The organism is Streptomyces griseoloalbus (genome assembly GCA_014650015.1).
GTDB classification, from domain to species: domain Bacteria; phylum Actinomycetota; class Actinomycetes; order Streptomycetales; family Streptomycetaceae; genus Streptomyces; species Streptomyces griseoloalbus.
This window is the reverse complement of sequence record BMUD01000035.1, coordinates 33,009-59,491: the sequence shown is the minus strand read 5'-3', so window position 1 is coordinate 59,491 and position 26,483 is coordinate 33,009. Positions and strand designations below refer to the sequence as shown.

Genomic DNA, 26,483 nt, shown 5'->3' with positions numbered 1-26,483 from the left:
GAAGGGCGAGGTCATCAAGACCGTCCCCGAGTCCAAGATCGTGGAGACGCTGATCGAAGAAGCGATGAAGCTGGCCGAGCAGATGGAGAAGGACGGCGTGGCCTCGGGCGAGCCGGAGATCTCGGTCGCGGGCTGACGGACTGCCGCCGGCGCCGGCCGGGCGGACAGCCCGTCCGGCGCCGAGGACGAGGCCCGTCGAGGGCCGAAGCAGGGCGGCGCTGCCCGGCTTCCGCGGGTACAGTGCGGAAAACAGCAGACCCCAGTGTGTGAGGCCCCGCACTTTGTTGACGCAGACCACATCCCGGGTCCTCGAACCGAGCGACCTGGACGCCGCCCTCGCCGTACTCGACCGCGAGCCGGTCGCGAACGCCTTCGTGACGGCCCGGGTCCAGGTCGCGGGCCTGGACCCGTGGCGGCTCGGCGGCGAGATGTGGGGCTGGTACGAGGGAGGCGTCCTCACGTCACTGTGCTACGCCGGCGCCAACCTGGTGCCCATCTGCGCCACCCCCAGGGCCGTCCGCGCCTTCGCCGACCGCGCCCGCCGCGCCGGCCGCCGCTGCTCCTCCATCGTCGGCCCGGCCGATGCCACCCGAGCACTCTGGCGACTGCTCGAACCCCAGTGGGGCCCGGCCCGAGAGGTCCGCACCCACCAGCCCCTCATGGTCACCGACCGCATGCCCGACGCCGTCGCCCCGGACCCGTATGTGCGCCGCGTCCGCAAGGGCGAGCTGGAGAGGGTCATGCCGGCGTGTGTGGCGATGTTCACCGAGGAGGTCGGCGTCTCCCCGCTGGCCGGTGACGGCGGCCTGCTCTACCAGGCCCGGGTCGCCGAACTCGTCGGCGCGGGCCGCTCCTTCGCCCGCTTCGACGCCGACGGCAAGGTCGTCTTCAAGGCCGAGATCGGTGCCGCGACCGGCCGCGCCTGCCAGATCCAGGGCGTCTGGGTGGCTCCCGAACACCGGGGCAAGGGCGTCGCCGCCCCCGGCATGGCGTCCGTCCTGCGCTACGCCCTGACGGAGATCGCCCCCGTGGTGAGCCTCTACGTCAACGACTTCAACACCCCCGCCCGCAGAACGTACGAGAAGGTGGGCTTCCAGGAGGTCGGCGCCTTCATGAGCGTGCTCTTCTGAGCGTGGAACCCCTGTAGTCTCCCCGGCATGCTGCGCTTTCCGGGTCACGGCCGTCACCAGCCCGACGACATCGTGATCGGCCCACTCGACCTCCCCGGCCACGTCGACGAGGCGCTGGCGGTCCAGGCGGTGGCGTTCGGGCTCGGTCCCGACGAGGTGGCCGTGCGCCGGCAGATCGTGCTGCGCCACATGACCTTTCCGGGCGCCCGGGCCTTCGGCGCCACCACCCGGGGCCGGCTGGTCGGCTTCGTCTACGGCATGCCCAACGACCGCGCCCACTGGTGGTCCACCGTCGTCGAGCCCTACCTGCGCGCCCAGGGCCACGAGGACTGGCTCGACGACTCGTTCGTCATCACCGAGCTGCACGTGCATCCCCGCCACCAGAAGCACGGCATCGGCCGCGCCCTGATCACCACCATCACCGACGGCGCCGACCAGCCCCGCTCGATCCTCTCCGCGATCGACATCGAGAGTCCCGCCCGCCGCCTGTACCGCTCGCTCGGCTACCGGGACCTCGCCCGCCAGGTCCATTTCCCCAGCGCCGCCAAGCCCTACGCCGTCATGGGCGCCCCGCTGCCACTCCTTCGCGCATAACCGATTTCCACCGCCCCCGGCCGCCCGGCTAACCTCCTGTCATCACCCAGACGCAGCAGGAGTACGAGAACCATGGCGAATGCACCGGTCCAGCGCATGTCCCAGTTGTTGGCGAAGACGCTGCGCGACGACCCGGCGGACGCCGAGGTCCTCAGCCACAAGCTCCTCGTCCGCGCCGGCTACGTGCGGCGCACCGCCGCCGGCATCTGGACCTGGCTGCCCCTCGGCAAGAAGGTCCTCAGCAACGTCGAGCGCATCGTCCGCGAGGAGATGGACGCCATCGGCGCCCAGGAGGTACTGCTCCCCGCGCTGCTGCCGCGTGAGCCCTACGAGGCCACCGGCCGCTGGGACGAGTACGGCCCCGAGCTGTTCCGCCTCCAGGACCGCAAGGGCGGCGACTACCTCCTCGGCCCCACCCATGAGGAGATCTTCACCCTGATGGTGAAGGACCAGGCGTCCTCCTACAAGGACCTGCCGGTCATCCTCTACCAGATCCAGAGCAAGTACCGCGACGAGGCCCGCCCCCGGGCCGGCGTCCTGCGTGGCCGCGAGTTCCTGATGAAGGACTCCTACTCCTTCGACCTGGAGGACGAGGGTCTCGCCCGGTCCTACGCCCTGCACCGCCAGGCCTACCGGAGGATCTTCGAGCGCCTCGGTCTCGACTACCGGATCTGTGCCGCGACCGCCGGCGCGATGGGCGGCTCCAAGTCCGAGGAGTTCCTCGCGCCCGCCGAGGCCGGCGAGGACACCTTCGCGGACTGCCCGAACTGCGACTTCGCCGCGAACACCGAGGCGGTCGCGTACCAGCTGAAGCCGGTCGACGCCTCCGGCGTCCCGGCCGCCGAGGACATCCCCACCCCGGACACCCCGACCATCGAGACCCTCGCCGCCCAGCTCGGCGTCCCGGCCTCGGCCACGCTGAAGAACCTGCTGGTCAAGGTCGACGGCGAGATCGTCGCCGTGGGCGTTCCCGGCGACCGCGAGGTCGACATGGGCAAGGTCGAGGCGCACTTCGCCCCGGCCACGGTCGAGATGGTCACCGAGGCGGACTTCGCCGCCCGCCCCGACCTGGTGCGCGGCTACGTCGGCCCGCAGGGCCTGGACAAGGTGAAGTACGTCGCCGACCCGCGCGTCGCGCCGGGCACCGCCTGGATCACGGGCGCCAACCAGGCCGACACACACGCCAGGAACATCGTCGCCGGGCGCGACTTCGAGGTCGACGAGTACGTGGACGTCGTGGTGGTGCAGGAGGGCGACCCGTGCCCCCGGTGCGGCACCGGTCTCAAGCTCGACCGCGCCATCGAGATCGGCCACATCTTCCAGCTGGGCCGCAAGTACGCCGACGCCCTCAAGCTCGACGTCCTCGGCCAGAACGGCAAGCCGGTCCGCGTCACCATGGGCTCCTACGGCATCGGCGTCTCCCGCGCGGTGGCGGCCCTGGCCGAGCAGACCGCCGACGACAAGGGCCTGTGCTGGCCCCAGGAGGTCGCCCCGGCCGACGTGCACGTGGTCGCCGCCGGCAAGGCCCTCCAGACCGAGCTGGCCCTCGACGTCTCCGAGAAGCTGTCCGCCGCCGGCGTCCGCGTCCTGGTCGACGACCGCCCCGGCGTCTCCCCGGGCGTGAAGTTCACCGACTCGGAACTGATCGGCGTCCCGCGCATCCTGGTCGCCGGCCGCCGCGCGGCCGAGGGCGTCGTGGAGCTCAAGGACCGCCGCACCGGCGAGCGCGAGGAACTGCCGGTCGAGGAAGCGATCGCCCGCCTGACGGCCTGACCTCCCACCCCGGACCCGTGCGGCGCCCCGGCGCCGCACGGGCCCGTCACAGCGGCCGGACCACGCACTGCCCCCGGCCGACGGCACGCCCTGCGGCACCCCGCACTGACCTCGCCGGCGCGCGCACGCTGCCGCACCACCGGAACGACGCCCGCGCGCGCCCGCACTCACGCGCGCGCCCGCTTTCGCGCCCAGCACTCACGCGCGCGCCCGGCACTCACGCGTGCGCCCGCACTCACGCGTGCGCCCGCACTCACGCGTGCGCCCGCACTCACGCGTGCGCCCGCACTCACGCGTGCGCCCGCACTCACGCGTGCGCCCGCACTCACGCGTGCGCCCGCCCGGGTCGCGGGGCGTGGGGCCCGCACGGACGAGGGTGCCGGGGCTGTCTGGTGTCGGTAGGGGGGGCCGGGGCCGGTGGTGGGTGTCCGGGGGAAGGCCCGGGTCGCGTCGCCATCGCCGCGGCACCGGGCGTCGGCGTTCGGGCGCTGCCCGGTTCCGGCGGGGGAGCGGCCGCCGGCAGGGGTCTGTGCGGTGGTTCCGACGGGCTGCGCGGCCACCACCACGGAGGCGGCCACCCGAGTCCGGGCGGCGCGGGCGTCAGAGCCAGCCCGCGAACTCCAGCAGGAGTTCCGCGTCCTGTTCGCGGCCCACACGGCGGGCGCGTACGCCCGACTCCACCGAGCGGAACAGGGTCCAGCCGGTCAGGCGTTCCCGGTCGACCTCCAGGGACTCCGCGAGGCGCTTCACCCGGCGGCGGGTCGTCGCGGCGCCTGAGGTCTGGGCGATGAGGTCCTCCACCCGGTCGCGGACCAGCCGGGCCAGGTCGAAGGCGCACTCGCCGACCACCGGATCCGGCCCCACCGCCAGCCACGGCATCCGCTCCCCGGCGAGCACCTTGCTCTGCCGGAACGTGCCGTGCAGCAGCTTGGGCTCCGGCGGCGCGGCCAACAGCTCCTCGCGCGCGGCCAGCGCCGCCTCCACCAGCGGAGCGACCTCCGGGTCGGCCGCCGCACCCGCTCGCATCGCCCGTGCCTGACGCCCGGTCCGCTCGGCCACCGTCTCGAAGCCGTGCCCCTCCGGCGGATCCACCCAGAGCCGGCGCAGCGTCCCCGCGGCCTCCAGCAACGCCTTCGCCTCCGGCAACGACCGTACCGACACGTCCGGATGCAGCCGCTCCAGCAGCAGCACGCCCTCGGTTCCCGGGGAGGCCGGCTCCAGCAGCTCGACCGTCCCCCGGCCGCCCCAGTGGGCCAGCGCGGCCCGCTCGCTCTCCGGGCGCGCCCGGCGCGGCGCCAGCTTCAGCACGGCGGGCGTGCCGTCGGCCCTACGGACCAGCACGACCAGGCTGCTGCGCCCGCCGGGCACCTGCACCCGCTCCACGGACAACTCGCGCTGTGCGACGGCCTCGTGCGCCACCTCCGGCAGCTCCGCCAGCCAGTCGTCACCCTCGGGCGCCGTCTCACCGAGCGCCCTCACCAGACGCTGCGGCGGTTCGAAAACCATGCGCGAGTCGTTCCCTTCCTGCTGTACGCGGTGCCTGCCGCCCCCGTCACGTCACGCCGTCGGCGCCGGCTTCCCCGGAGCCGTACCGGCCCGCTCGGCGAGCCCAGGGAAGGCTACGCTCTCGCCCTTCCAGCGCACCGACCGCACCGCCGCCTCCCGCATCGCCTCGGCGGCCCCCCGGCGCCGCTCGCCCGCGCTGTGCCGCACCAGGTCGGCGTACACCCCGGCCACCCGGTCCTCCAGCTCCGCCGCCAGCCGGACCGCTGCCGCGTCGTCCGGCACCGGGAACGGCAGGGCGTATCCCGCGGCGGCGGCGACGGGCTCGCCGCCCGCGTCCTCGACCGCGCGCACCAACGCGTCCCTGCGCGCCCGGTGCGCGTCGTACGCCGTCCGTGCCTCGGTGCGCCGGTCCTTGCCGATCCGCCCGCCGACGACCCCGTAGCCGTACACCGCCGCGTGCTCCGCCGCCAAGGCCGCCTGCAGGGCCCGCAACTGCCGGTCCTTCGCCTCGCTCACCGGCCCGCCTCCGTCAGCAGATACACATGCGCCGCGCCGGCCGCCGCCACCGAGGCCAGCAGACGGGCCAGTTCACCGGGCGCGTCCAGCAGCGCCTTCGCACGCCGGTCCGCGATCTCCCGCTCGGCGGCGGCCAGTTCGGCGAGGGCCTCCTTCTCCTTCGCGGGCACGGCGGCCGAGGGGGAGGCCGAGGGCGGGACCGGCCCGGAGGGGGTCGGCGACGCCGACGCCGTGTCCCCGAACGCCTGCGCGTGCCGAACGACCTCCGCGCGCAGCGGTCGCAGCCGCTCCGCCAGCTTCGGATGCGCGGCGACGACCGCGTCGTACCGCTCGGCCAGCGCCCTGCTGTCCCGGGCCGCACGCGCGCGTGCCCAGTCGGCGGCCGAGGGGCGGCTGCCACCGGTGGCGCCGGAGCTCCCGGACCCGGCGGAGCAACCCGCCACCAGCAAGGCCGCCGGAGCGACGGCGAGCAGACTCCTTCTGCGCAGCCCCGAACGGGCGCGCGGAGACGAGGGGAACGGCACGGCAGACGTCCTCGGGGGCTCGTACGAACGGGGCGACGAAGGGAAGGGGCCGCTGGCCCGTGATCACGGTACCCGGGCGCCCGCCCGACAGCGGTCATCGGCACCCTCCGTGACCGGGTGGACGGCAACACCCTCCGCGACCGGATACCCTTTGAGCAGACACGCGCCCCATCCCACAACAGCACACGCGGCCGAGGAGTCACCCGGATGAGCACCACCCAGAGCGAGAGGCTTCGAACACTTCTGGAACCGCTCGTCAGCTCCGAGGGCCTCGATCTCGAGGAGATCGCCGTGGACTCGGTCGGTCGCAAGCGTGTGCTGCGCGTCGTCGTCGACTCCGACACCGGTGCGGATCTGGACCGGATCGCCGATGTGAGCCGCGCGCTCTCGGCGAAGCTCGACGAGACAGACGCGATGGGCAGCGGGGAGTACACCCTCGAGGTGGGGACTCCGGGCGCGGAGCGCCTCCTCACCGAGCACCGCCACTACGTGCGCGCCACCGGCCGCCTGGTGCGGTTCCAGCTGGCCGAGGGCGGCGAACTGGTCGCCAGGATCATCGAGGCGGACGACGAAGGCCTCGACCTCGAGGTACCGGGTGTGAAGGGCCGCAAGGCCACCACGCGCAGACTCGCCTTCGACGACATCACCAGGGCGCGCGTCCAGGTCGAGTTCAACCGCAAGGACGACGCGTCCGACAAGAAGAACGACAAGAAGGAAGAGGAGGCGTAGCCGTGGACATTGACATGAGCGCCCTGCGGGGCTTGGTACGGGAGAAGGAGATCTCCTTCGACCTGCTGGTCGAGGCGATCGAGTCGGCCCTCCTCATCGCCTACCACCGCACCGAGGGAAGCCGTCGCCGCGCGCGCGTGGAGCTCGACCGGGAGACCGGACACGTGACCGTGTGGGCGAAGGAGGACCCCGAGGACCTCGAGGAGGGCCAGGAGCCCCGCGAGTTCGACGACACCCCGTCCGGCTTCGGCCGTATCGCCGCCACCACGGCCAAGCAGGTCATCCTGCAGCGCCTGCGCGACGCCGAGGACGACGCGACGCTCGGCGAGTACGCCGGCCGCGAGGGCGACATCGTCACCGGCGTGGTCCAGCAGGGCCGCGACCCGAAGAACGTACTGGTCGACATCGGCAGGCTGGAGGCCATCCTGCCGGTGCAGGAGCAGGTGCCCGGCGAGACCTACCCGCACGGCATGCGGCTGCGCAGCTACGTCGTCCGGGTGGCGAAGGGCGTGCGCGGTCCGTCCGTCACCCTGTCCCGCACGCACCCCAACCTGGTGAAGAAGCTGTTCGCCCTGGAGGTGCCGGAGATCGCCGACGGCTCCGTGGAGATCACCGCGATCGCCCGTGAGGCCGGTCACCGCACGAAGATCGCCGTGCGGTCCATGCGGTCCGGTCTGAACGCCAAGGGCGCCTGCATCGGCCCCATGGGCGGCCGGGTGCGCAACGTCATGGGCGAGCTGAACGGCGAGAAGATCGACATCGTCGACTGGTCCGACGACCCGGGCGAGATGGTGGCCAACGCGCTGTCGCCGGCGCGGGTCTCCAAGGTGGACATCGTCGACATGGCGGCCCGGTCCGCCCGGGTCACCGTGCCGGACTACCAGCTGTCCCTGGCGATCGGCAAGGAGGGGCAGAACGCCCGTCTCGCCGCCCGTCTGACCGGCTGGCGGATCGACATCCGGCCGGACACGGAACAGACCGGGGATCAGGCCGGGGACCGGACCAGGGATCAGGCACGGGACCGGGCGAGGGATCAGGCCGGGGACCGGGCCAGGGACCGGGCCAGGGACTAGGGCCGGTCTGACGATTCCCGCCTGCTTCGCGGGCGACGACCCGAATGGTCGGACAGGCCCTAGGCCGGGGAATAGATCCAAGCCGCAGGGCGCTGAGATCACGACAGCTTTGCTCGCGGCACGTGTTCGATTCTTGCCCCGTAAGGGTGAGGTCGCTCCGGGGAGGTAGACTGAGGAGTGTCTGGCCGGACACGAGCTGGCGTATGCCCCGAGCGCACATGCGTGGGGTGCCGGGAGCGAGCGGTCAAGAGCGAGCTGCTGCGGATCGTGGTGATCGAGGACGCGTGCGTCCCGGATCCTCGCGGTACGCTGCCCGGCCGGGGTGCGTATGTTCACCCCGTCCCGGTCTGTCTCGACCAGGCAGTGCGCCGCAGGGCGTTCCCGCGGGCGCTCCGCGTCCCGGGACCGCTCGACGTAAAGGCGTTGCGCCACTACGTCGAGCAGGCACAAGGTTGCTGAGCAGCGGCTTACCGCCGACTGGACAGGCAACACGTAAGAACATGCTGTACGGAACCCCCCGTGCGGTCTGGTACCTCGCGAGTCGAAAGCAGGTCGAGATTGCGATGAGCACTCGATGAGTACGCGATGAGTACGCCCATGAACTAGCGACGGTCCGGACGCAACCCGGACCTCAGAGGAGCGAAGTGGCTAAGGTCCGGGTCTACGAACTCGCCAAGGAGTTCGGTGTGGAGAGCAAGGTCGTCATGGCCAAGCTCCAGGAACTCGGTGAATTCGTCCGTTCGGCGTCTTCGACCATCGAAGCGCCCGTAGTACGCAAGCTGACTGACGCCTTCCAGCAGGGCGGGGGCAACGGCAAGTCCGCCGCGAAGCCCGGTGCGCCCCGGAAGGCCGCCCCCAGGCCCGCCGCGCCCTCTCCGGCGCAGGCGGCCCGTCCGGCTGCTCCGAAGCCGCCGGCCGCACCCAAGCCCGCCGCGGCCCAGCCGCCGGCGGCTCCGGCGGCTCCAACGGCTCCGGCGGCTCCAACGGCTCCGTCGGCTCCCTCGCCGGCGGCCTCCGGTCCGCGTCCGACGCCGGGCCCGCGCCCCGCGCCGCGTCCGGCTCCGGCCGCCCCGGAGTTCCAGGCCCCGCCCGCGGCGGCGGCCCCGGCTCCGTCCGGTCCCAAGCCCGCCTCGCGTCCCGGCGCCCCCAAGCCCGGCGGTCGTCCCGCCGGTCCGGGGCAGGGTCAGGGCGGCGGCCAGGGTCGTCCGGCCGGTCAGGGCCAGCGTCCCGGTGGCGGCGCCGCGCGTCCGGGTGCTCGCCCGGCCGGTCCCCGTCCCGGTAACAATCCCTTCACCTCCGGTGGCTCCACCGGTATGGCCCGTCCGCAGGCGCCGCGTCCGCAGGGCGCGCGTCCCGGCGGTCCCGGTGCCCCCGGCGCAGGTCCCCGTCCGCAGGCCCCCGGTGGCCAGGGCGGCGGCGGTCCGCGTCCGCAGGGTCCGGGCGGGCAGCGCCCGACCCCGGGCTCGATGCCGCGTCCGCAGGGCGGTCCCCGTCCCGGCGGCGGCGGCCCCGGCGGCCCGCGTCCGAACCCCGGCATGATGCCGCAGCGTCCCGCTGCCGGCCCGCGTCCCGGCCCCGGCGGCCGTGGTCCGGGTGGCCCGGGTCGTCCCGCCGGCGGTGCCGGTCGTCCCGGTGGCGGCGGCGGTTTCGCCGGCCGTCCGGGCGGCGGTGGCGGTGCCGGTCGTCCCGGTGGTGGCGGCGGCTTCGCCGGCCGTCCCGGCGGCGGTGGCGGCTTCGGTGGCGGCGGTGGCCGTCCCGGCTTCGGTGGCCGTCCCGGCGGTCCCGGTGGCCGCGGTGGCACGCAGGGCGCCTTCGGCCGTCCCGGCGGTCCCGCGCGTCGTGGCCGCAAGTCGAAGCGGCAGAGGCGCCAGGAGTACGAGGCCATGCAGGCCCCGTCGGTCGGCGGTGTGATGCTGCCTCGCGGCAACGGCGAAGCCATTCGCCTGTCGCGCGGTGCCTCGCTCACCGACTTCGCGGAGAAGATCAACGCCAACCCGGCGTCGCTCGTCGCGGTCATGATGAACCTCGGCGAGATGGTCACCGCGACCCAGTCCGTCTCCGACGAGACGCTCCAGCTCCTCGCGGGCGAGATGAACTACACCGTTCAGATCGTCAGCCCGGAGGAGGAGGACCGCGAGCTGCTCGAGTCCTTCGACCTGGAGTTCGGCGAGGACGAGGGCGACGAGGAGGACCTGGTGGTCCGCCCGCCGGTCGTCACCGTCATGGGTCACGTCGACCACGGTAAGACCCGACTGCTCGACGCCATCCGCAAGACGAACGTCATCGCGGGCGAGGCCGGCGGCATCACCCAGCACATCGGTGCCTACCAGGTCACGACCGAGGTCAACGAAGAGGATCGCAAGATCACCTTCATCGACACCCCGGGTCACGAGGCGTTCACCGCCATGCGTGCCCGTGGTGCGAAGTCGACCGACATCGCGATCCTGGTCGTCGCGGCCAACGACGGCGTCATGCCGCAGACGGTCGAGGCGCTCAACCACGCCAAGGCGGCCGACGTCCCGATCGTCGTCGCGGTCAACAAGATCGACGTCGAGGGCGCGGACCCGACCAAGGTGCGCGGTCAGCTGACCGAGTACGGCCTGGTGGCCGAGGAGTACGGCGGCGACACCATGTTCGTCGACATCTCCGCCAAGCAGGGTCTGCACATCGACAGCCTCCTCGAGGCCGTCATCCTCACCGCCGACGCCTCGCTCGACCTGCGGGCCAACCCCACGCAGGACGCGCAGGGCATCTCGATCGAGTCCCGGCTCGACCGCGGCCGCGGTGCCGTGGCGACCGTGCTCGTCCAGCGAGGCACGCTGCGGGTCGGCGACACGATGGTGGTGGGCGACGCCTACGGCCGCGTGCGCGCCATGCTCGACGACAACGGCAACAACGTCGCCGAGGCGGGCCCGTCGACGCCGGTCCAGGTCCTGGGCCTGACCAACGTCCCGGGTGCGGGCGACAACTTCATCGTCGTCGACGAGGACCGTACGGCCCGTCAGATCGCCGAGAAGCGCGCCGCCCGTGAGCGCAACGCCGCGTTCGCCAAGCGCACGCGCCGCGTCTCGCTCGAGGACCTGGACAAGGTGCTCAAGGCCGGCGAGGTCCAGCAGCTGAACCTGATCATCAAGGGTGACGCTTCCGGTTCGGTCGAGGCCCTCGAGTCCTCGCTGCTCCAGCTGGACGTCGGCGAAGAGGTCGACATCCGCGTCCTGCACCGCGGCGTCGGTGCGGTCACGGAGTCCGACATCGACCTGGCGATGGGCTCGGACGCCATCGTGATCGGCTTCAACGTGCGCGCCGCCGGGCGGGCACAGCAGATGGCCGAGCGCGAGGGCGTGGACGTCCGGTACTACTCGGTCATCTACCAGGCGATCGAGGAGATCGAGGCGGCCCTCAAGGGCATGCTCAAGCCGGAGTACGAGGAGGCCGAGCTCGGTACGGCGGAGATCCGCGAGGTCTTCAAGTCGTCCAAGCTGGGCAACATCGCGGGTGTGCTCATCCGCTCCGGCGAGGTCAGGCGGAACACCAAGGCCCGCCTCATCCGCGACGGCAAGGTGGTCGCGGAGAACCTCAACATCGAGGGTCTGCGTCGCTTCAAGGACGACGTCACCGAGATCCGCGAAGGCTTCGAGGGCGGTATCAACCTCGGAAACTTCAACGACATCAAGGTCGACGACGTCATCGCGACGTACGAGATGCGCGAGAAGCCGCGGGTGTAACACCCCACGGTGTGTGCCGGCCGGCGGGACCGCGGTCCCGCCGGCCGGCTCGTGTGTGCGGGGGGCGGCGGCGCCGTCCCCCGGGCGCAATATCCGTCGATCGGTCCGCCCCCTTCGTTGTACGGTTCTGATGTCCCCGCCCACGGATGGCGGGGCCATCGATCCCGGACCGGCGGGTGAACCGGTTGCACACATGTATGTGGGGACACTGTCCTTCGACCTCCTCCTCGGCGACGTACGGTCGCTGAAGGAGAAGCGCTCCGTCGTCCGCCCGATCGTCGCCGAGCTCCAGCGCAAGTACGCGGTGAGCGCGGCCGAGGTGGACCACATGGACCTCCATCGCAGGGCGGTCATCGGCCTGGCCATGGTGTCCGGCGACGCGGGGCACCTGACCGACGTGCTGGACCGGTGCGAGCGGCTGGTCGCCGGGCGCCCCGAGGTGGAGCTGCTGTCCGTCAGGCGGCGCTTCCACGGCGAAGACGACTGACGACCACAGCCCACAGATACGCAGACAGGAAAGAACGGGAGACGGACCAGTGGCCGACAACGCGCGGGCGAAAAGGCTGGCGGACCTCATCCGAGAGGTGGTGGCCCAGAAGCTGCAGCGCGGGATCAAGGACCCGCGGCTCGGCTCGCACGTCACCATCACGGACACCCGGGTGACGGGTGACCTCAGGGAGGCGACCGTCTTCTACACCGTGTACGGGGACGACGAGGAGCGCAAGGCCGCCACCGCCGGACTGGAGAGCGCCAAGGGCATCCTGCGCTCCGAGGTGGGCCGGGCGGCGGGCGTGAAATTCACGCCGACCCTGACCTTCGTCATGGACGCGCTGCCGGACACCGCGCGCACCATCGAGGACCTCCTCGACAAGGCGCGCCAGTCCGACGCGGCGGTGCGCGAGGCGTCCGCGGGCGCCACGTACGCAGGCGAGGCCGACCCGTACCGCAAGCCGGACGACGACGAGACGGACGACACCGCCGAATGACCCAGAAGCACACCACGCCCGACGGCCTTGTCATCGTCGACAAGCCGTCGGGCTTCACTTCGCACGACGTGGTCGCCAAGATGCGCGGCATCGCGCGCACCCGGCGCGTCGGCCACGCCGGCACCCTCGACCCGATGGCGACGGGCGTCCTCGTCCTCGGCGTCGAGAAGGCGACCAAGCTCCTCGGCCACCTCGCGCTGACCGAGAAGGAGTACCTGGGCACCGTCCGGCTCGGGCAGAACACGGTCACGGACGACGCCGAGGGGGAGATCACCTCCTCCACCGACGCCTCCCGGGTCACCCGTGAGGCGATCGACGCCGGCATCGCCGAACTGACCGGCGACATCATGCAGGTGCCGTCCAAGGTGAGCGCCATCAAGATCAACGGGGTGCGTTCCTACAAGCGCGCCCGCGACGGCGAGGACTTCGACATCCCCGCCCGGCCGGTCACCGTCTCCTCGTTCTCCGTGTACGACGTCCGGGAAGCCGTCGCCGAGGACGGCACCGCCGTGCTCGACCTGGTGGTCTCCGTCGTCTGCTCCTCCGGCACGTACATCCGCGCCCTCGCCCGGGACCTGGGCGTCGGCCTGGGCGTGGGCGGGCATCTGACCGCGCTGCGGCGCACCCGCGTCGGCCCGTACAAGCTGGACGCGGCGCGCACCCTCGACCAGCACCAGCAGGAGCTGGCCGTGATGCCGATCGCCGAGGCCGCCGCTGCCGCCTTCCCGCGCTGGGACGTCGACACCCGCCGGGCCCGGCTGCTCATCAACGGGGTACGGCTGGAGATGCCCGAGGAGTACGCGGGTTCCGGAGCCGTCGCCGTCTTCGACCCCGAGGGCCGGTTCCTGGCCCTCGTCGAGGAGCACCGGGGCAAGGCCAAGAGCCTCGCCGTCTTCGGCTGACGGGGGCGGCGGGGCCGCGGGCCCGTCCGTGGAGCGGCGTCACGGGGATGGACATGCCGCCGCTCCACGGTCCCCCTCGGTTCCCCCACCCCTAGGGTGTATCCATCCACCCCGCTCCGTTCACCCGTAAGTGCGGGCGCTCGGAGTGAACCGGGGGAGCGGAAGGGGGCGCGTTCGCCGAGCGATCTGTCCCGCTGATCATCCCGGCCCTACTGTCGCGGACAAGGGCACGGAGGTACGGCGGGAGGCTCGATAATGCCGTCAGGAAACGGATCCCGGGAGTCCCGGGACTTCTCCCCGGGCGACCGCGGGGCGACCGTGCGGGAACAGCCCGCCGACGCCGTGCTGGTCCGTATCCACGACCTCGCCGGCCGCCCGCGCGGCACCGGCTTCGTGGCCGACCACCACGGCACGGTCGTCACCAGTCACGAGGCCGTCGACGGTCTGCCCCGACTCGTGCTGCACGCCGCGGGGGGCCGCCACTGCGAGGTGAGCGCCGACGCGGTGACCCCGCTGCCCGCGCTCGACCTGGCCCTCGTCCGCAGCGAAGGGCTCGGTGTCGCACCGCTGCCGGTCACCGCGCGGGGACACATCGAGACCGGCACCTATGTGCGGATCGCCGCCGGAGGCTGGCGGGAGGCGCGCGTGCTGGGCACGAGCGCCGTGACCTACACCGCCACCGACCGCCCGCACCGCCTCGAAGGAGCCCTTGAGCTGGCGGTCGGCACCGCCGGCCGGGACGCCCTGCGCCTCGGCGGCGGAGCCGCCGGCGGCCCGGTGCTCGACGCCACCACCGGCACCGTGCTCGGCGTCCTGGGCACCGCCCTCCGCTCGGACGACCGCGACGTGGGCTTCGCCGTACCGCTGCTCCCGGGGGCCTGCGACGACGGCACCCTCGCCACCCTGCTCGCCGAGAACGCGGCCACGGTCCCGGCGTACGGCGCCGACCTCAACCCCGCCGGGCTCGTGGACCTCACGGCCACCTCGGTGGGACGAGACGGACCGCCCCGAGCCGGGGACCTCGTCGAACGGGCGGCCGTCCTCGCGGAGTTCGCCGCGTTCGAGCAGGGCGAGACCCCTGTACTGGGCCTCGTCGGGCCGCCCGGCTCCGGCCGCACGACGGAGCTCGCGGCGCTCGCCGCCCGCCGCCACCGTGCCGGCCTGCCCACGCTGTGGCTGCGCGGCGCCGATCTGCGCGCGGACGACGGCTCGGTCGCGGACGCCGCCCGCCGGGCACTGGACCGCGCCGCCGCTGTCGTCGCCGCCTCACTCGCCCCGTTCCCGGCCCCTCCACAAGCCCTCGGCGACCTGGGCCCGGAGCGCCTCGCCCGGCTCGCCCGCACGGCCGGCAGCCCTCTGCTGCTGCTCCTCGACGGACCCGAGGAGATGCCCCCCGGCCCGGCCCGCCGTCGTGCCGAATGGACCGCCGCGACCGCGCGGTGGCTGCGTGCGACGGGAGCGCGGCTGGTGGTGGCCTGCCGCGCGGAGTACTGGGAGGAGGCGGGGTTCCCGGAAGCGTCGCTGCACGCCGGCACATCCCGCCCCGACGGGCTTCCCGCGTGCGTGGCGCTCGGCGACCTCACCGCCGAGGAGGCCCGGGAGGCCCGCGCCCGCCATGGCATCCCCGAAGGTGCCGTGGCCGACGCCGACGCCCGGCACCCGCTGACCCTGCGGCTGCTCTCCGAGGTGCGGACCGCTCTCGCCGGCGCCCCTCCCGTAACCGCCGGCGCTTGCGCCACTGAGGTACCTCGCGCTAAAACGTCCGCCGCTCGGGAAACGAACGCCGACGCCTGCGCCACCTGCGAAACGGTCGCCACCCGCGCAGGCACCGCTCCCGACACCGACGCCGCCCCGGATCTCCCCGTCGACCGCGAGGACGTGTTCTCGGCCCACCTGGACCTGATGTGCCTGCGGGTCGCCGCCCGCCTCGCCGCCGAGAACGGCATCCGCGGCACCGCCGTACGCCGGCTGGCCGCCAAGGTCGCCGGGCAGGTGCACGAAGCCGCCCGGCGCAGCCTCGGGGCCGGGCAGGGCGAGCTGGACCCGGAGACGTTCGACGCGGTGTTCCCGCGGGGGCCCGCACCGGACCGGCTCGGCGGCGGCACCGGCTGGGCCTCGGCCGTCCTGGCCGAAGGCCTCCTCGTCCCGGCCGGGACCGGTTACCGGTTCACGCACGAAGAACTCGCCGACTGGCTCCAGGGCAGCCACCTCGACCTGGACGGTGCCCTGCGCGCCCTCGTCCACGACCACCACACCCCGGGGGCCCTCGACCCCGTACCGCACCACCGCGTCGGCCCCGTCGTCCAGGCACTGCTGCTCCTCGCCCGCCGGCACGGCGCCGGCCGCCTCGCCTCGCGGCTGGCGGACCTGGCGCACGCCCTGGACGCCGATCCCGATGCGTGGTGGGCCGCCCGTCTGCTCACCGAGACCCTCGCGCGCGTGCCGGACGCGACCCCGTACACCGATGTGCTGCGCCTGCTGAGCGACCGCATCGTGGCCTGGCGGGAGCAGCGGCGGGCCGTGCGGCCGGAGCTCGGGCCCGCCTTCTGGACCGCCCTCCGGCTGCCGCCGGAGACGCGGTGCGCGCTGCTGCGCCGCCTGGTCCACGCCGACGGCCCGCCGTGCGAGAGCGGGCCCCGCTTCCTCGACGCCGCCGCCCGCCTGCTCGCCGCCGACCCCGTCGCCGTACTGCCGTATCTGGTCCGCTGGTTCGAGGACGAGCGGCCGTTGCCCGCCACCCCGCACGCGACCGTGGCGACGGCCGCGCAGGCGCTGCTGCACACCCACCGGCACCAGGCCCTGGACGCGCTGACGGAGGCGCTCGCCGACAGCGCGCACCGGCGGGCCGACCAGCTGCTCACCGTGCTCACCGAGGAGGAGCCCGCGGCGATCTGCCGGGCCGCCGACCGGTGGGCGCGGGACGAACGCCCCGCGCGCCGGGCCGCGGCGCTCACCTACGGGCTGCGGGCCGCGCCGTACGTACGCGACGACGCCGACCGCACCCTGCTGAGATACGCGGCCCTCGGCGTACTCGTCCGCAGTGCCGACCGTGAACTGCACGGCGGCGCGCTCGCCCTCCTCGTCCGCGACCCGAACAGCAGGGACCGGCACCTCGCGCGGGCCCTGGAGCACTTCGCGGCGGGTGACCCGCACCTTCCGCCGAGCGCCCTGACCGACGCCCTCGAAACCCACCCGGAGCCCGTGCTCGACGCCTTCCGGACGAGGCTGGCACGGGCGGACGCGGGCGGGACGTTCCGCGCCCTCGCCGACGCCACCACCCCCGCCTTGGCCCGTCCGGTCGCCGCACTCCTGCGGGAGGCCGTGGAGCGGCGGCCGGAGCTGACCGGGCACGTGACCGCGTACACGGACCGGCGACTGGACCGGGGCCCCGCCGCCCGTGCCGTACTGCGGAGCCTGATCGCCGGCCTGCTGGACGGCGGCCCGCAACCGCTGCGGGTGGCCCTCGCCGGTGTCCTCGCCGCCCCCGGGACGCCCGCCTCCCGCCCGCTGCGCCGCGAACTGCTCGACGCCCTGCTCACCCGCGAGACCGACCCCTGCGTGCTGGAGGCGGTGGTGCGGTCCGCCGCCCGCACCACCGGCCCCGAGCCGCGCGTCCTCGTCCACCGCACCGGGCTGCTCCTCGCCCGCACCCCGGGAGGCGCCGCCCGCCTCGACCGCTGTCTGGCCGACCTGGGCCGCCACGTCCCGGGCTTCGCCGCCGCCGTGGCCGGCTGGCTGGCGGACGCCCCGCGCGAGTGGGCCGCGCTCGTCGGCCCCGGCACCCGCCGGACGATCGAGAGCCTCGCGGGCACGACCGTCCCCGTCTGACCCCCGGCCGGCGCGTGCACACCCTGTCACAGCCCCATGCCGATGCGGGCCCCCGGCAGGCGGCATGGCACCCTTAGAGTCGCGCAGGATAAGTCCACGGACTCGGTCTCGACGAGGTTTCGACAAGGAGCAGGCACAGTGCAGCGCTGGCGTGGCTTGGAGGACATCCCCCAGGACTGGGGGCGCAGCGTCGTCACCATCGGTTCCTACGACGGAGTCCACCGCGGGCACCAGCTGATCATCCGGCACGCCGTGGACCGCGCCCGGGCCCTCGGTGTCCCCGCCGTCGTCGTCACCTTCGACCCCCACCCCAGCGAGGTCGTCCGCCCCGGCAGCCACCCGCCGCTGCTCGCCCCGCACCACCGGCGCGCCGAACTCATGGCCGAGCTGGGCGTCGACGCGGTGCTGATCCTCCCCTTCACCACCGAGTTCTCCAAGCTGTCCGCGGCCGACTTCGTGGTGAAGGTCCTGGTCGACAAGCTGCACGCCAAGGCGGTCGTCGAGGGCCCCAACTTCCGCTTCGGCCACCGGGCCGCGGGCAACGTGGAGTTCCTCACCGAGCAGGGCCGGGTCTACGACTTCGACGTCGAGGTCGTCGATCTGTACGTGACCGGAGAGGCCGGCGGTGGCGAGCCGTTCTCCTCGACGCTCACCCGCCGCCTGGTCGCCGAGGGCCAGGTCGAGGGCGCCGCCGAGATCCTGGGCCGCCCGCACCGCGTCGAGGGCGTGGTCGTCCGAGGCGCCCAGCGCGGCCGCGACCTCGGTTTCCCCACGGCCAACGTCGAGACGCTCCCGCACACCGCGATCCCCGCCGACGGCGTCTACGCCGGCTGGCTGCACGCCCAGGGCGAGGCCATGCCGGCCGCGATCTCCGTCGGCACCAACCCGCAGTTCGACGGCACCGAGCGCACGGTCGAGGCGTACGCCATCGACCGCGTCGGCCTCGACCTGTACGGCCTCCATGTCGCCGTCGACTTCCTCGCCTTCGTGCGCGGGCAGGCGAAGTTCGACACGCTCGACGCGCTGCTGGAGCAGATGGCCGAGGACGTCAAGCGCTGCAAGGAACTGGTGGCCGCGGCCGAGAAGCCGTAGCCCGTCAGACCGTCCCGGCGTGCGCGCGGTGAGGCTCCGCGCCGCAGGGCACGGAGGGAGCCGGCCGCGGACCGCGCGGCCCAGGTGGCACGCCACCCGCGCCGTGCCGCTCCCGTCGAGGATCCCCGGATCACGGCCCCGGCACGCCTCGGCCACCCCCGCACGGTCCGCCTCGCCGCCCGCCAACGCTGCCGCCGACCGCCGGACAGCTCGTGCGGATGGCGCAGCGAGAACCGCTCCGTTGGCCGCAGCCCGGCCCGGGACAGAGCCCCGGCGACGGAGGAAGCGCCAACGGCGCGTGCACCCGTTGCGGCCTGCCGAACAAGGAACTGACGCACGCCTTCCACTCATGGGTCGAGACCACCGACGCGGTGCCGGCCAGGGCCTGACCACGGAATGCGGCCGCGCACGCGAAAGCGGCCCCCGGGAGGGGCCGCTTTCGGCGGATGGGTGCGATCGCCCAGGTGTGAGGCCTTACTGCTGCCCGGGGTGCCCGGGCTGTCCGGGCTGTGGCTGACCGGGTTGCGGAGGATAGGGCTGGCCCGGGATGTGCGGGTAGGCCTGCCCGGGCTGGGCCGGGGGCTGTCCCGGCTGGGCGTAGGGCTGCCCGGACTGCGGCTGCTGGGGGTACGGCCCCGGCTGACCCGGGACGGGCTGACCCGGGAAGGGCTGCCCGGGGACGGGCTGGCCCGGAAGCGGTGGGGCGGCGACCGGCGGGGGGTTGCCGTCGGAGGTCCACAGACCGTGCGACTGCTGGTGACGGACGAAGTCCTCGGCGACCAACGCCGCGAGATTGAAGTACGCCTCCCGCACCTTCGGCCGCATCATGTCGAGGTCGACCTCCGCACCGGCGGCCAGATGCTCGTCGAACGGCACGACGAGCACACCCCGGCACCGTGTCTCGAAGTGCGACACGATGTCCTCGACCTTGATCATCTTGCCGGTCTCGCGCACCCCCGAGATGACGGTGAGGGACCGCGAGACGAGGTCGGCGTACCCGTGCGCGGACAGCCAGTCCAGCGTCGTACTGGCACTGCTCGCACCGTCCACGGACGGCGTGGAGATGATGATGAGCTGGTCGGCGAGGTCCAGCACCCCGCGCATCGCGCTGTAGAGCAGACCCGTACCGGAGTCGGTCAGGATGATCGGGTACTGCTTGCCGAGCACGTCGATCGCGCGCCGGTAGTCCTCGTCGTTGAACGTCGTGGACACGGCGGGGTCCACGTCGTTGGCGATGATCTCCAGACCGGAGGACGCCTGCGAGGTGAACCGCCGGATGTCCATGTACGAGTTGAGGTACGGGATCGCCTGGACGAGGTCACGGATGGTCGCCCCGGTCTCGCGCCGCACACGGCGGCCGAGCGTACCGGCGTCCGGGTTGGCGTCGATCGCGAGGATCTTGTCCTGCCGCTCGGTCGCGAGGGTGGAACCGAGCGCGGTGGTCGTGGTCGTCTTGCCGACGCCGCCCTTGAGGCTGATGACGGCGATGCGGTAGCAGGACAGCACCGGCGTACGGATCAGCTCCAGCTTCCGCTGCCGCTCGGCCTCCTCCTTCTTCCCGCCCAGCTTGAAACGCGATCCGCCGACCGTGGGACGGCTGCTCTTCGCCTTCTGCTTCTTGCTGTTCAGCAGCCGGTCCGACGACAGCTCCACGGCCGCCGTGTAACCGAGGGGGGCCGCACCGGGGTTGGTCGGCTGCCGCTGATCGTGCTGAATGGGCTGCGGCCAGGCGGCCCCGGTCCGCGGATCAACGGGCTGCTGCGGCACCTGCCCGGCGTGCGGGGGCTGTGCCTGCGGCGGCACGCCGGGGTGCTGCGGCGGTACACCGGGGTACTGCTGCTGGTGCGGTACGCCGGGCTGCTGCTGCTGCTGCGGCTGCTGAGGGAAGCCGTAGCCACCGGGCTGGGCCGGGGGAGTCGGCGCGGGGGCGGGCCCGGCCGGCGGGAACCCGTATCCGGCGGGCGGGGCGGGCGGCGTGTGAGGCTGTGGCGCGGGAGGCTGCTGGACCGGCGCACCGGGAACCCCGGCGGGCGGGAACCCGTATCCGGCCTGCGGGGCCGGCTGTTGTGCGGGAGGCTGCGGGGCAGCGGGGCCCGGGGTGTTCGGCGGCGGGAAGCCGTACCCGGCCTGCGGGTTGGGCTGTTGTGCGGGCGGGGTCTCGGGCTGTTGTGCGGGAGGCTGCTGGGCCGGCGCACCGGGAGCCCCGGCCGGCGGGAACCCGTATCCGGCCTGCGGGTTGGGCTGTTGTGCGGGAGGCTGCGGGGCAGCGGGGCCCGGGGTGTTCGGCGGCGGGAATCCGTATCCGGCCTGCGGGTTGGGCTGTTGTGCGGGCGGGGCCGGGGCGGCCTGCGGGTTCCACGCGGCGGGCGCGGGCTGCGGCGCCTGCGGCTGGAACGGCGGCTGCTGAGCGGCAGGGAAGGCCGGCTGGTCCTGGGCAGCCGTGGGCTGAGACTGCGGCTGTCCGGGCGCGCCCGCGTCCGTCGCCTGGGCGGGAACCGGCGGGGCCTGCGGCGGCTGTACGGGCCACTGACTCGCGGGCGCCGGGGCGGCGGGATACGCCGACGGCGCCGGGGGCACCTGCGGCGCCTGGGGCGCGGGCGTCCAGGCGGGCGGGGCGTCGGACGCGGCGCGGACCGCATCCCGGGGCGCGCTGTCCTCGCCGACCTCGACGGGAGCGTCGTCGGTGGGCACGGCGTCCGTCACCGGCTTGGCGTCCTCGGGCTCGACAGCCGCCGGTACGTCCTCCGAGGGCGCCGCGTCCTCGGGCTCGGCTTCCGGCTCCGCGGGAGCGGCGTCATCCTCCTCCGCGTCGCTCACCGAGGACTCGGCGTCCTCGTCCGCGTCGTCGACACCGGTCGCGACGCCCTCGGACTTCTCCGCCGCGTCGGACTCCTCCGCCTCCTCCGCTTCCTCGGACGTCTCGAAGGGCTCGTCGGACGCACCGGAGGCCCGCTCCGCGCCGTCGGAGACATCCGCAGCGCTCTCGTCGTCGTCCGTGCCGGCCGTGTCGTCGGCCGACTCGAACCGCGCCTCCGCCTCCGCCTCGGCATCCGCCGCGGTCTCGGCCTCGGTGTCGGTCTCGCGCTCCGCGAACTCCCGCTTCAGCGCGGCGGCGGAGAAGCGCATCGTGGCACCGCTCTCCAGGTCGCCGTTGTCGGCCTGTTCCTCCTGATTCCTCCCGGCCGTCGGGGCGGACCACGGCGACTGGAACCCCCCGACCGGGATGTTCGGTACAGCCGCGGGGGAAGCCGCACCGGACTCCGAGCGCTTCTCCTCCCCTTCCGGTTCCGGCCGCTGCGGCTCGAACCCGCTCCCCACCGGAAGCCTGGGCACGGCCACCGGTCCCCCGGAAGGCGGGGCGGGCGGCGCGAACGGCGCGGGCGGTGTGAACGGGGCGCCCGGTGCGGGCGCGGGCGGCGCGAAGGGCGCCCCCGGAGGCGGCGCCGGAAGGGAGGACGGCCCCGAGGCCCCCACCGCATGCGGCGGCGGCGTCAGCCCGGGCAGCGGCGGAACGGGCCCGTTGGAAGAAGGAACCGAGGGAGCCGCAGGGGCCGAAGAAGGCGAAGAAGGCGACGAACCGGAAGAGAACGAAGCGGAGGAACCCGAAGAACCCGAAGGACCAGCAGAACCAGAAGAACCAGAAGAACCAGAAGAACCAGCAGAACTCGCGGAATCAGAGGAACCGGAGGAACCGGAGGAAGAAGGCGAAGCCCCCGACTCCGAACTCCCCGAAGCGTTCTGCGTGTACCAGGCCGGCGGCGCGTAGTCGATGGTGAACTCGCCCGTCGTCTCGATGGCGGACTCCGCGTCGGGCTGGTCATCGCCGGGTGTCGCCCAGCCCCCGCGCGTCCCGTCCCGGTCGCTGCTCACAGTTCCTCCTGGTGTGGTCGTGCACCCTCATGCCGTGCTGGGACGACCATGCTTGTCGTCCGAAGTGCTTCGCGGTCCGAAGCCGTTCGAGGTCGTGCGAGGTCGTCCGATGCCACCGGTCTCCCCCGCTCTCACCCGGGACGCCGCCGCCCGGGTCACGGGTTCCGGCGTCACGCCCACTCCCAGCCTAATCACCACACGCCCCACATCGGCAGGCCCGTCCGTCCACCGTCCTCGGCCCTCCGGGCCGGCGACGGAACACAACCGATGGTCAGTCACCCGGCATCAACGTACAAACCGGGCAAGGATGGCAGTCGTACGGACATGAGGTGAACGCCGGGTGGGTAACCCCACCCGCGCCCGTCGTCCCGCCGGCAGCCGCTCAGTCCATCCGCCGTGGCGTGCCCAGCAGCCCGGTCTCGGCGTCCGTGGGCCGGGTCGTCACGTACTCCCGGTCGCCGTCGGCGCACCAGAGCGTCACACCGTCGGCCAGGGTGGGCAGTGACTCCACCTCCGCCCGCGAGAGCCCCATGACGCGGCCCAGCTCCGCGGCCTCGTCCGGCGAGACCCGCTGGATGCCCGCCAGCCGCGCCCGCCGAAGGAGCCCGGGAGCGACCGGACTCAGGTACGGCAGCAGCGTCAGCACCGACTGCCAGGGACCCGACACGACCCGCCCCCGGGGCGGTCGCATGCCGCAGTCCCGCACCACCAGCACGGGTGTCCCCGCGGACGCGCCCTGCGGCGGCACCCGTCCCACGTCATACACCGCCAGCCCGTTCTGCCCGCCCCCCATGGCGTGCACCATCTGCAGCCAGGCCTGCGGGCGTCCCGTCTCCACCGCGACGCGCGCTCCCGTCGCCGCCGCCCGCAGTGCGAGCACCTGCGCCGTCCACAGCCCGCCGATCAGCACGACGTCGTACGGCGTGGGCCGGTTGACCCCGAGCACCGCGGGCCGGCCTTCGCCATCCACACCCGCGATGACCCCGTCGTCACCGATCGGCAGCGCGAGTTCGTCCACCTGGTCCACAGGCAGCACGTGCCGTCCGTGCCGGGGGCCGATCAGTCCGAAACCGCCGAGCAGCCGGCCGGCCGGTCCCCGCCGGTCCGCGGACGGGCCTCCCCCGTCGGCCGGTCCCCGCGCCGACGGGCCGCCGACCGTCCCTGTCGTGGGCGTCGTCACCGCGCACCTCCCAGGGGCAGCGTGGCCAGCATGGCGGGGAGCTGCTCCCTGTCCAGGCGGGCCAGGCCCGCGCCGGCCTGCCGCGCGGCGTCCTCCAACGCTCGTCGCGCCTCCACCAGTTCGTCGTCGCCGCGGCCGGTCACCCGCAGATGCCCGCACAGCGACACCTCCCGGCCCTCGCCGGGGGCGAGCGTGAGGCTGAAGGTGGTGGCGAGCGCGGGAACCGCGGTGACGCGCGCGACGAACTGGGGCAGCGACGGCCCGCCGGCACCGCCTGCCGCGGGCCAGCGGCGAATCCAGTACGTCGTGTGCCTGCGGTTGTCGCAACGCCAGCTGCGGCCGGACTCCTCGGTCCGTCGCTCCCTCGTCCCGGTCCGTCCGGCCTCCGCCGTCACCAGCGGATTCGCGCCCGCCGACGTGGCGAGAGCCGCGATCAGTTCCTCCTCGTCCAGGACGTTCGCACGGAAACCGGCACCCGTCAGCCGGCTGGCGAGGTGGTGCGCGGCGCGCGCGACGCACTTCCGCGCCCCGACCAGCCCACCGCCCCGAGCCGCCACGGCCTCCGGACACAGCTCCGGGTCGAGCTTCAGCGCGATCCAGGTGATGCGCACCGCCGGCGCCTCGACCTGCTCCTGCAGCGGCGCGTAGTTGGCCACCGCCACGGACTGCCGCGGCAGATGCAGGGCGGGAGCGGGCTGCGTGTGCAGCACGACCTGCGCCGACTCCAGCCGTATCCCGTCCACCTCCAGCGCGTCCCGCACCAGACCCAGCGGCAGCGGCTGCCGGCTCCGCTCCGCGCGGAGCGCGGTGGCGTCGGCCTCCACGTGCACGACCGCGGTGACGAAGGTGCCGTCCCCGACGATCCCCACGGGCCGACGGTCACGCGTTCCGTGGGAGTACGTCCGCAGCGCCGGGTCGCACTCGAACACCGGCACGAGACCCGGCTCGGTGTCCGGCGGCACCTCCAGGGCCGCGGCCCGCTTCTGCCGCGCCCGCAATGCCCGCGCGGTGCCGAGCCATTCCGGCAGTGAACGCCCGCGACGGCGGACCAGGGCGAGCGCCACGAGCACGACGGCGACGAGCCCGCCCGGCACCAGGCCCACCGGACCGGCCGCCCACCCTACGAGCACGGCCGCGGCGGCGATCTCCAACAGTACAAGTCGTTGCAACCGGAACGAACCACCGTGTCCCGGACGTACTCCGACCTGGAGCGAACGCCCCGCGGACCGTCCGCCCGCCGAGGCGCGTACGGCCCCTTCCGGCCCGCCCGTCGACGGCGTACCCGCCCCCGCCGGGCCCCGCGCCCGCGTCCCCGAACCCCTCACTCCATCCCCCGCTCTGGTCACAACATTCCGAGCAACGACGCCACTACGGCTCAGGAAGAGCCCGCGTACCCTACCTGCATCACGCACGCCGACGATCACCAGGCATAGTAGGGGGCCGGTCCGACAACGGGCGGCCGGGGACAGGGGACCCGGGGCGGTATCGGGGGAGCGGCAGTCACTCATGGCATCACGGCGGGACGAACTCAACGCCTACACGTTCGCGAAGCGGCGTATGCTGGCCGCCTTCCTGCAGCCCTCGCCGTCGGGATCCGAGGAGGGAGCTCCCCGGCCACTGCGGGCCGTCGTGCCGAGCCTGGTGGCCGGCGTGCTGGTGCTGGGTGTCTTCGGGGCGTGGGGCATGTTCAAGCCCACCGCTCCTCCCGGATGGGACAAACCCGGAACGCGGGTGATCGTGGGCAAGCAGTCGACGACCCGTTACGTCGTCCTCGAGACGGACGGCGTCACCCGCCTGCACCCGGTGCTCAACCTCGCCTCCGCCCGCCTGCTGATGAAGGACGCGGGGTACCAGGTCGTCCAGGTCAGCGACAAGATCCTCGACTCGGGCAAGCTGCAGCGCGGACCGATCCTGGGCATCCCCTACGCACCCGACCGTCTGCCCTCCGCCGACGAGGCAGGCAAGGCCAAGCGCTGGGCCGTGTGCGCGCAGCCCGGCGGCAAGGACGGGAACGGGAGCGTCCAGGAGGCGGCGTTCGTCCTCGCCGGCGCCGACGAGAAGAGGACGGACGGATCCGGCCGGCTCACCGGCGGCGAGGCCTTGTACGTGACGACCCGCACCGGTGAGCGTCATCTCGTCGACGTCGACGGAACCGCGTACGCCGTCACCGGCGCGGAGTCCGATCCGTTGACCGTCGCGCTCGTCGGCTCCCGCGAACCCCAACTCGTCACCGAGGAATGGCTCGCCACCCTCCACGAGGGTGACCCGATCCGATTCCCGCGGCTCCCGTCCGGAGTGGGGGACCCGGCGGGCGTGCCGGGACAGCTGTCGGCGGACGAGAACAGGGTCGGCATGGTCCTCCGGACGGAGACCGGCGAAGGGACCCAGTACTACGTCGTCCTCCCCGGGAAGGTGCAGCCGGTCACCGAGTTCACCGCCTGGCTCCTGATCTCCTCGCCGCAGACGGCCGAACTGAACATGAACGGCAAGGCACGCACCGTGGGCCTGCAGGACTTCACCGCCGACAGCGAACCCTTCGGGGGCCGGCCCGCCGACTGGCCGGACCGGCGGGTCCGCCAGGTGAACTCCCCCGACGGCGGGCGCGACACCGTGTGCAGCGTGCTGCGCGGCGTGGGCGAGGACAACTCCACGGTCCTCAGCACCTGGGCCGGAAGCGACTACCCCGTGGAAACCACGGCCGACGGCACGAGCACCTACGTCACTCCGGGAACGGGCCAGCTCTACACGCAGATCCAGGGCACGGCGTCCCAGGCCGGCTCGCTCTTCCTCGTGACGGACACGGGGCTGCGGTACGCCGTTCAGGCGAACGGCGACAGCGACAGCGACACCTCGGACATCGGCGCCGACGGCACCGGCGAGGGGCGGGACGGCACTCCCGAGCCCAGCGAGGCCCAGGCCAAGCTCGGCTACCAGAACGTCCGGCCGACGAGGATTCCGCTGGCCTGGTCCGAGTTCCTGGCGAAGGGGCCACGCCTCGACACCAACAGCGCCCGGCAGCCCCAGGGTTCGTGACCCCGGCGGGCCGGACCGACGC

The 26,483-nt window shown here is 73.6% G+C and carries 19 protein-coding genes and 1 pseudogene; 14 read left to right on the top strand and 6 right to left on the bottom strand.

The window, feature by feature from the left end; translation table 11 throughout:
* The 4 genes and pseudogenes from IE178_RS33300 to IE178_RS33285 form a co-directional block, all read left to right on the top strand.
* Positions 1-136 (top strand): annotated as a pseudogene (locus IE178_RS33300) (flavodoxin-dependent (E)-4-hydroxy-3-methylbut-2-enyl-diphosphate synthase); the annotation flags it as partial.
* A 145-nt stretch (positions 137-281) separates the two neighbouring features.
* The gene (locus IE178_RS33295; protein ID WP_193514836.1) at positions 282-1,130 is read left to right on the top strand and encodes a GNAT family N-acetyltransferase; all 849 of its coding nucleotides are present in this window, start codon (positions 282-284) and stop codon (positions 1,128-1,130) included.
* A 27-nt stretch (positions 1,131-1,157) separates the two neighbouring features.
* Positions 1,158-1,724, top strand: a complete 567-nt coding sequence (locus IE178_RS33290; RefSeq protein WP_184764192.1) for a GNAT family N-acetyltransferase — start codon at positions 1,158-1,160, stop codon at positions 1,722-1,724.
* Between the two features lie 72 nt (positions 1,725-1,796).
* The gene (locus IE178_RS33285) at positions 1,797-3,497 is read left to right on the top strand and encodes a proline--tRNA ligase (protein WP_193514835.1); all 1,701 of its coding nucleotides are present in this window, start codon (positions 1,797-1,799) and stop codon (positions 3,495-3,497) included.
* Between the two features lie 600 nt (positions 3,498-4,097).
* Here IE178_RS33285 and IE178_RS33280 read toward each other — a convergent pair.
* Genes IE178_RS33280 through IE178_RS33270 form a run of 3 tightly spaced genes read right to left on the bottom strand, consistent with a single transcriptional unit; the run spans position 4,098 to position 6,043 of the window.
* The gene (locus tag IE178_RS33280) at positions 4,098-5,003 is read right to left on the bottom strand and encodes an aminoglycoside phosphotransferase family protein (protein ID WP_184764194.1); all 906 of its coding nucleotides are present in this window, start codon (positions 5,001-5,003) and stop codon (positions 4,098-4,100) included.
* Positions 5,004-5,054: 51 nt separating this feature from the next.
* Positions 5,055-5,519: a ferritin-like domain-containing protein gene (locus IE178_RS33275; RefSeq protein WP_184764195.1), complete on the bottom strand. Its 465-nt coding sequence runs from the start codon at positions 5,517-5,519 to the stop codon at positions 5,055-5,057.
* The gene (locus IE178_RS33270; RefSeq protein ID WP_193514834.1) at positions 5,516-6,043 is read right to left on the bottom strand and encodes a hypothetical protein; all 528 of its coding nucleotides are present in this window, start codon (positions 6,041-6,043) and stop codon (positions 5,516-5,518) included. Before IE178_RS33270 ends, IE178_RS33275 begins: the two co-directional genes overlap by 4 nt.
* Positions 6,044-6,250: 207 nt before the next feature.
* Here IE178_RS33270 and rimP point away from each other — a divergent pair, with 207 nt between their 5' ends.
* From rimP to IE178_RS33225, 9 genes are all read left to right on the top strand, one after another.
* Positions 6,251-6,772 carry a ribosome maturation factor RimP gene (rimP, locus tag IE178_RS33265; protein ID WP_184764197.1) on the top strand — a complete coding sequence of 174 codons (522 nt, stop codon included), beginning with the start codon at positions 6,251-6,253 and terminating at the stop codon, positions 6,770-6,772.
* 2 nt (positions 6,773-6,774) lie between these two features.
* The gene (nusA, locus tag IE178_RS33260) at positions 6,775-7,845 is read left to right on the top strand and encodes a transcription termination factor NusA (protein ID WP_193514833.1); all 1,071 of its coding nucleotides are present in this window, start codon (positions 6,775-6,777) and stop codon (positions 7,843-7,845) included.
* 177 nt (positions 7,846-8,022) lie between these two features.
* Positions 8,023-8,304, top strand: coding sequence for a YlxR family protein (locus IE178_RS33255; RefSeq protein WP_030216796.1), 282 nt, complete (start codon positions 8,023-8,025; stop codon positions 8,302-8,304).
* Between the two features lie 185 nt (positions 8,305-8,489).
* Positions 8,490-11,570, top strand: a complete 3,081-nt coding sequence (gene infB / locus IE178_RS33250) for a translation initiation factor IF-2 (protein WP_193514832.1) — start codon at positions 8,490-8,492, stop codon at positions 11,568-11,570.
* A 193-nt stretch (positions 11,571-11,763) separates the two neighbouring features.
* Positions 11,764-12,057 carry a DUF503 domain-containing protein gene (locus IE178_RS33245; protein ID WP_073941243.1) on the top strand — a complete coding sequence of 98 codons (294 nt, stop codon included), beginning with the start codon at positions 11,764-11,766 and terminating at the stop codon, positions 12,055-12,057.
* Between the two features lie 49 nt (positions 12,058-12,106).
* A complete protein-coding gene (gene rbfA / locus IE178_RS33240) occupies positions 12,107-12,556 on the top strand; it encodes a 30S ribosome-binding factor RbfA (protein WP_184764201.1) in 450 nt (149 codons plus the stop codon).
* Entirely contained in the window at positions 12,553-13,458 is a 906-nt protein-coding gene (gene truB, locus IE178_RS33235; protein ID WP_193514831.1) for a tRNA pseudouridine(55) synthase TruB, read from the top strand. Before rbfA ends, truB begins: the two co-directional genes overlap by 4 nt.
* A 255-nt stretch (positions 13,459-13,713) precedes the next feature.
* Positions 13,714-17,286 (top strand): trypsin-like peptidase domain-containing protein, encoded by a 3,573-nt coding sequence (locus IE178_RS33230; protein WP_318280384.1) that lies wholly within the window; start codon positions 13,714-13,716, stop codon positions 17,284-17,286.
* A gap of 138 nt (positions 17,287-17,424) precedes the next feature.
* Positions 17,425-18,378 carry a bifunctional riboflavin kinase/FAD synthetase gene (locus IE178_RS33225; RefSeq protein ID WP_184764203.1) on the top strand — a complete coding sequence of 318 codons (954 nt, stop codon included), beginning with the start codon at positions 17,425-17,427 and terminating at the stop codon, positions 18,376-18,378.
* Positions 18,379-18,852: 474 nt separating this feature from the next.
* Here the strand turns inward: IE178_RS33225 and IE178_RS33220 are convergent, their stop codons facing one another.
* The 3 genes from IE178_RS33220 to eccE form a co-directional block, all read right to left on the bottom strand.
* Positions 18,853-22,248, bottom strand: a complete 3,396-nt coding sequence (locus tag IE178_RS33220) for an SCO5717 family growth-regulating ATPase (RefSeq protein WP_193514830.1) — start codon at positions 22,246-22,248, stop codon at positions 18,853-18,855.
* 382 nt (positions 22,249-22,630) lie between these two features.
* Positions 22,631-23,428 (bottom strand): hypothetical protein, encoded by a 798-nt coding sequence (locus IE178_RS33215; RefSeq protein ID WP_193514829.1) that lies wholly within the window; start codon positions 23,426-23,428, stop codon positions 22,631-22,633.
* Complete coding sequence (eccE, locus tag IE178_RS33210; RefSeq protein WP_318280383.1) at positions 23,425-24,753, bottom strand: type VII secretion protein EccE; 1,329 nt, start codon at positions 24,751-24,753, stop codon at positions 23,425-23,427. Before eccE ends, IE178_RS33215 begins: the two co-directional genes overlap by 4 nt.
* 181 nt (positions 24,754-24,934) lie before the next feature.
* Between eccE and eccB the strand changes: the two genes are divergently transcribed.
* Positions 24,935-26,461: a type VII secretion protein EccB gene (eccB, locus tag IE178_RS33205; RefSeq protein WP_184764207.1), complete on the top strand. Its 1,527-nt coding sequence runs from the start codon at positions 24,935-24,937 to the stop codon at positions 26,459-26,461.
* Positions 26,462-26,483 lie beyond the last annotated feature (22 nt).

What these genes read in the sequence shown, in the direction of transcription:
- IE178_RS33285 (WP_193514835.1), top strand. Translation starts at nt 1,797, where the DNA reads ATGGCGAATGCACCGGTCCAGCGCATGTCCCAGTTGTTGGCGAAGACG.
- IE178_RS33280 (WP_184764194.1), bottom strand. Translation starts at nt 5,003, where the DNA reads ATGGTTTTCGAACCGCCGCAGCGTCTGGTGAGGGCGCTCGGTGAGACG.
- rimP (WP_184764197.1), top strand. Translation starts at nt 6,251, where the DNA reads ATGAGCACCACCCAGAGCGAGAGGCTTCGAACACTTCTGGAACCGCTC.
- truB (WP_193514831.1), top strand. Translation starts at nt 12,553, where the DNA reads ATGACCCAGAAGCACACCACGCCCGACGGCCTTGTCATCGTCGACAAG.
- eccB (WP_184764207.1), top strand. Translation starts at nt 24,935, where the DNA reads ATGGCATCACGGCGGGACGAACTCAACGCCTACACGTTCGCGAAGCGG.
- IE178_RS33230 (WP_318280384.1), top strand. Translation starts at nt 13,714, where the DNA reads ATGCCGTCAGGAAACGGATCCCGGGAGTCCCGGGACTTCTCCCCGGGC.
- IE178_RS33290 (WP_184764192.1), top strand. Translation starts at nt 1,158, where the DNA reads ATGCTGCGCTTTCCGGGTCACGGCCGTCACCAGCCCGACGACATCGTG.
- IE178_RS33245 (WP_073941243.1), top strand. Translation starts at nt 11,764, where the DNA reads ATGTATGTGGGGACACTGTCCTTCGACCTCCTCCTCGGCGACGTACGG.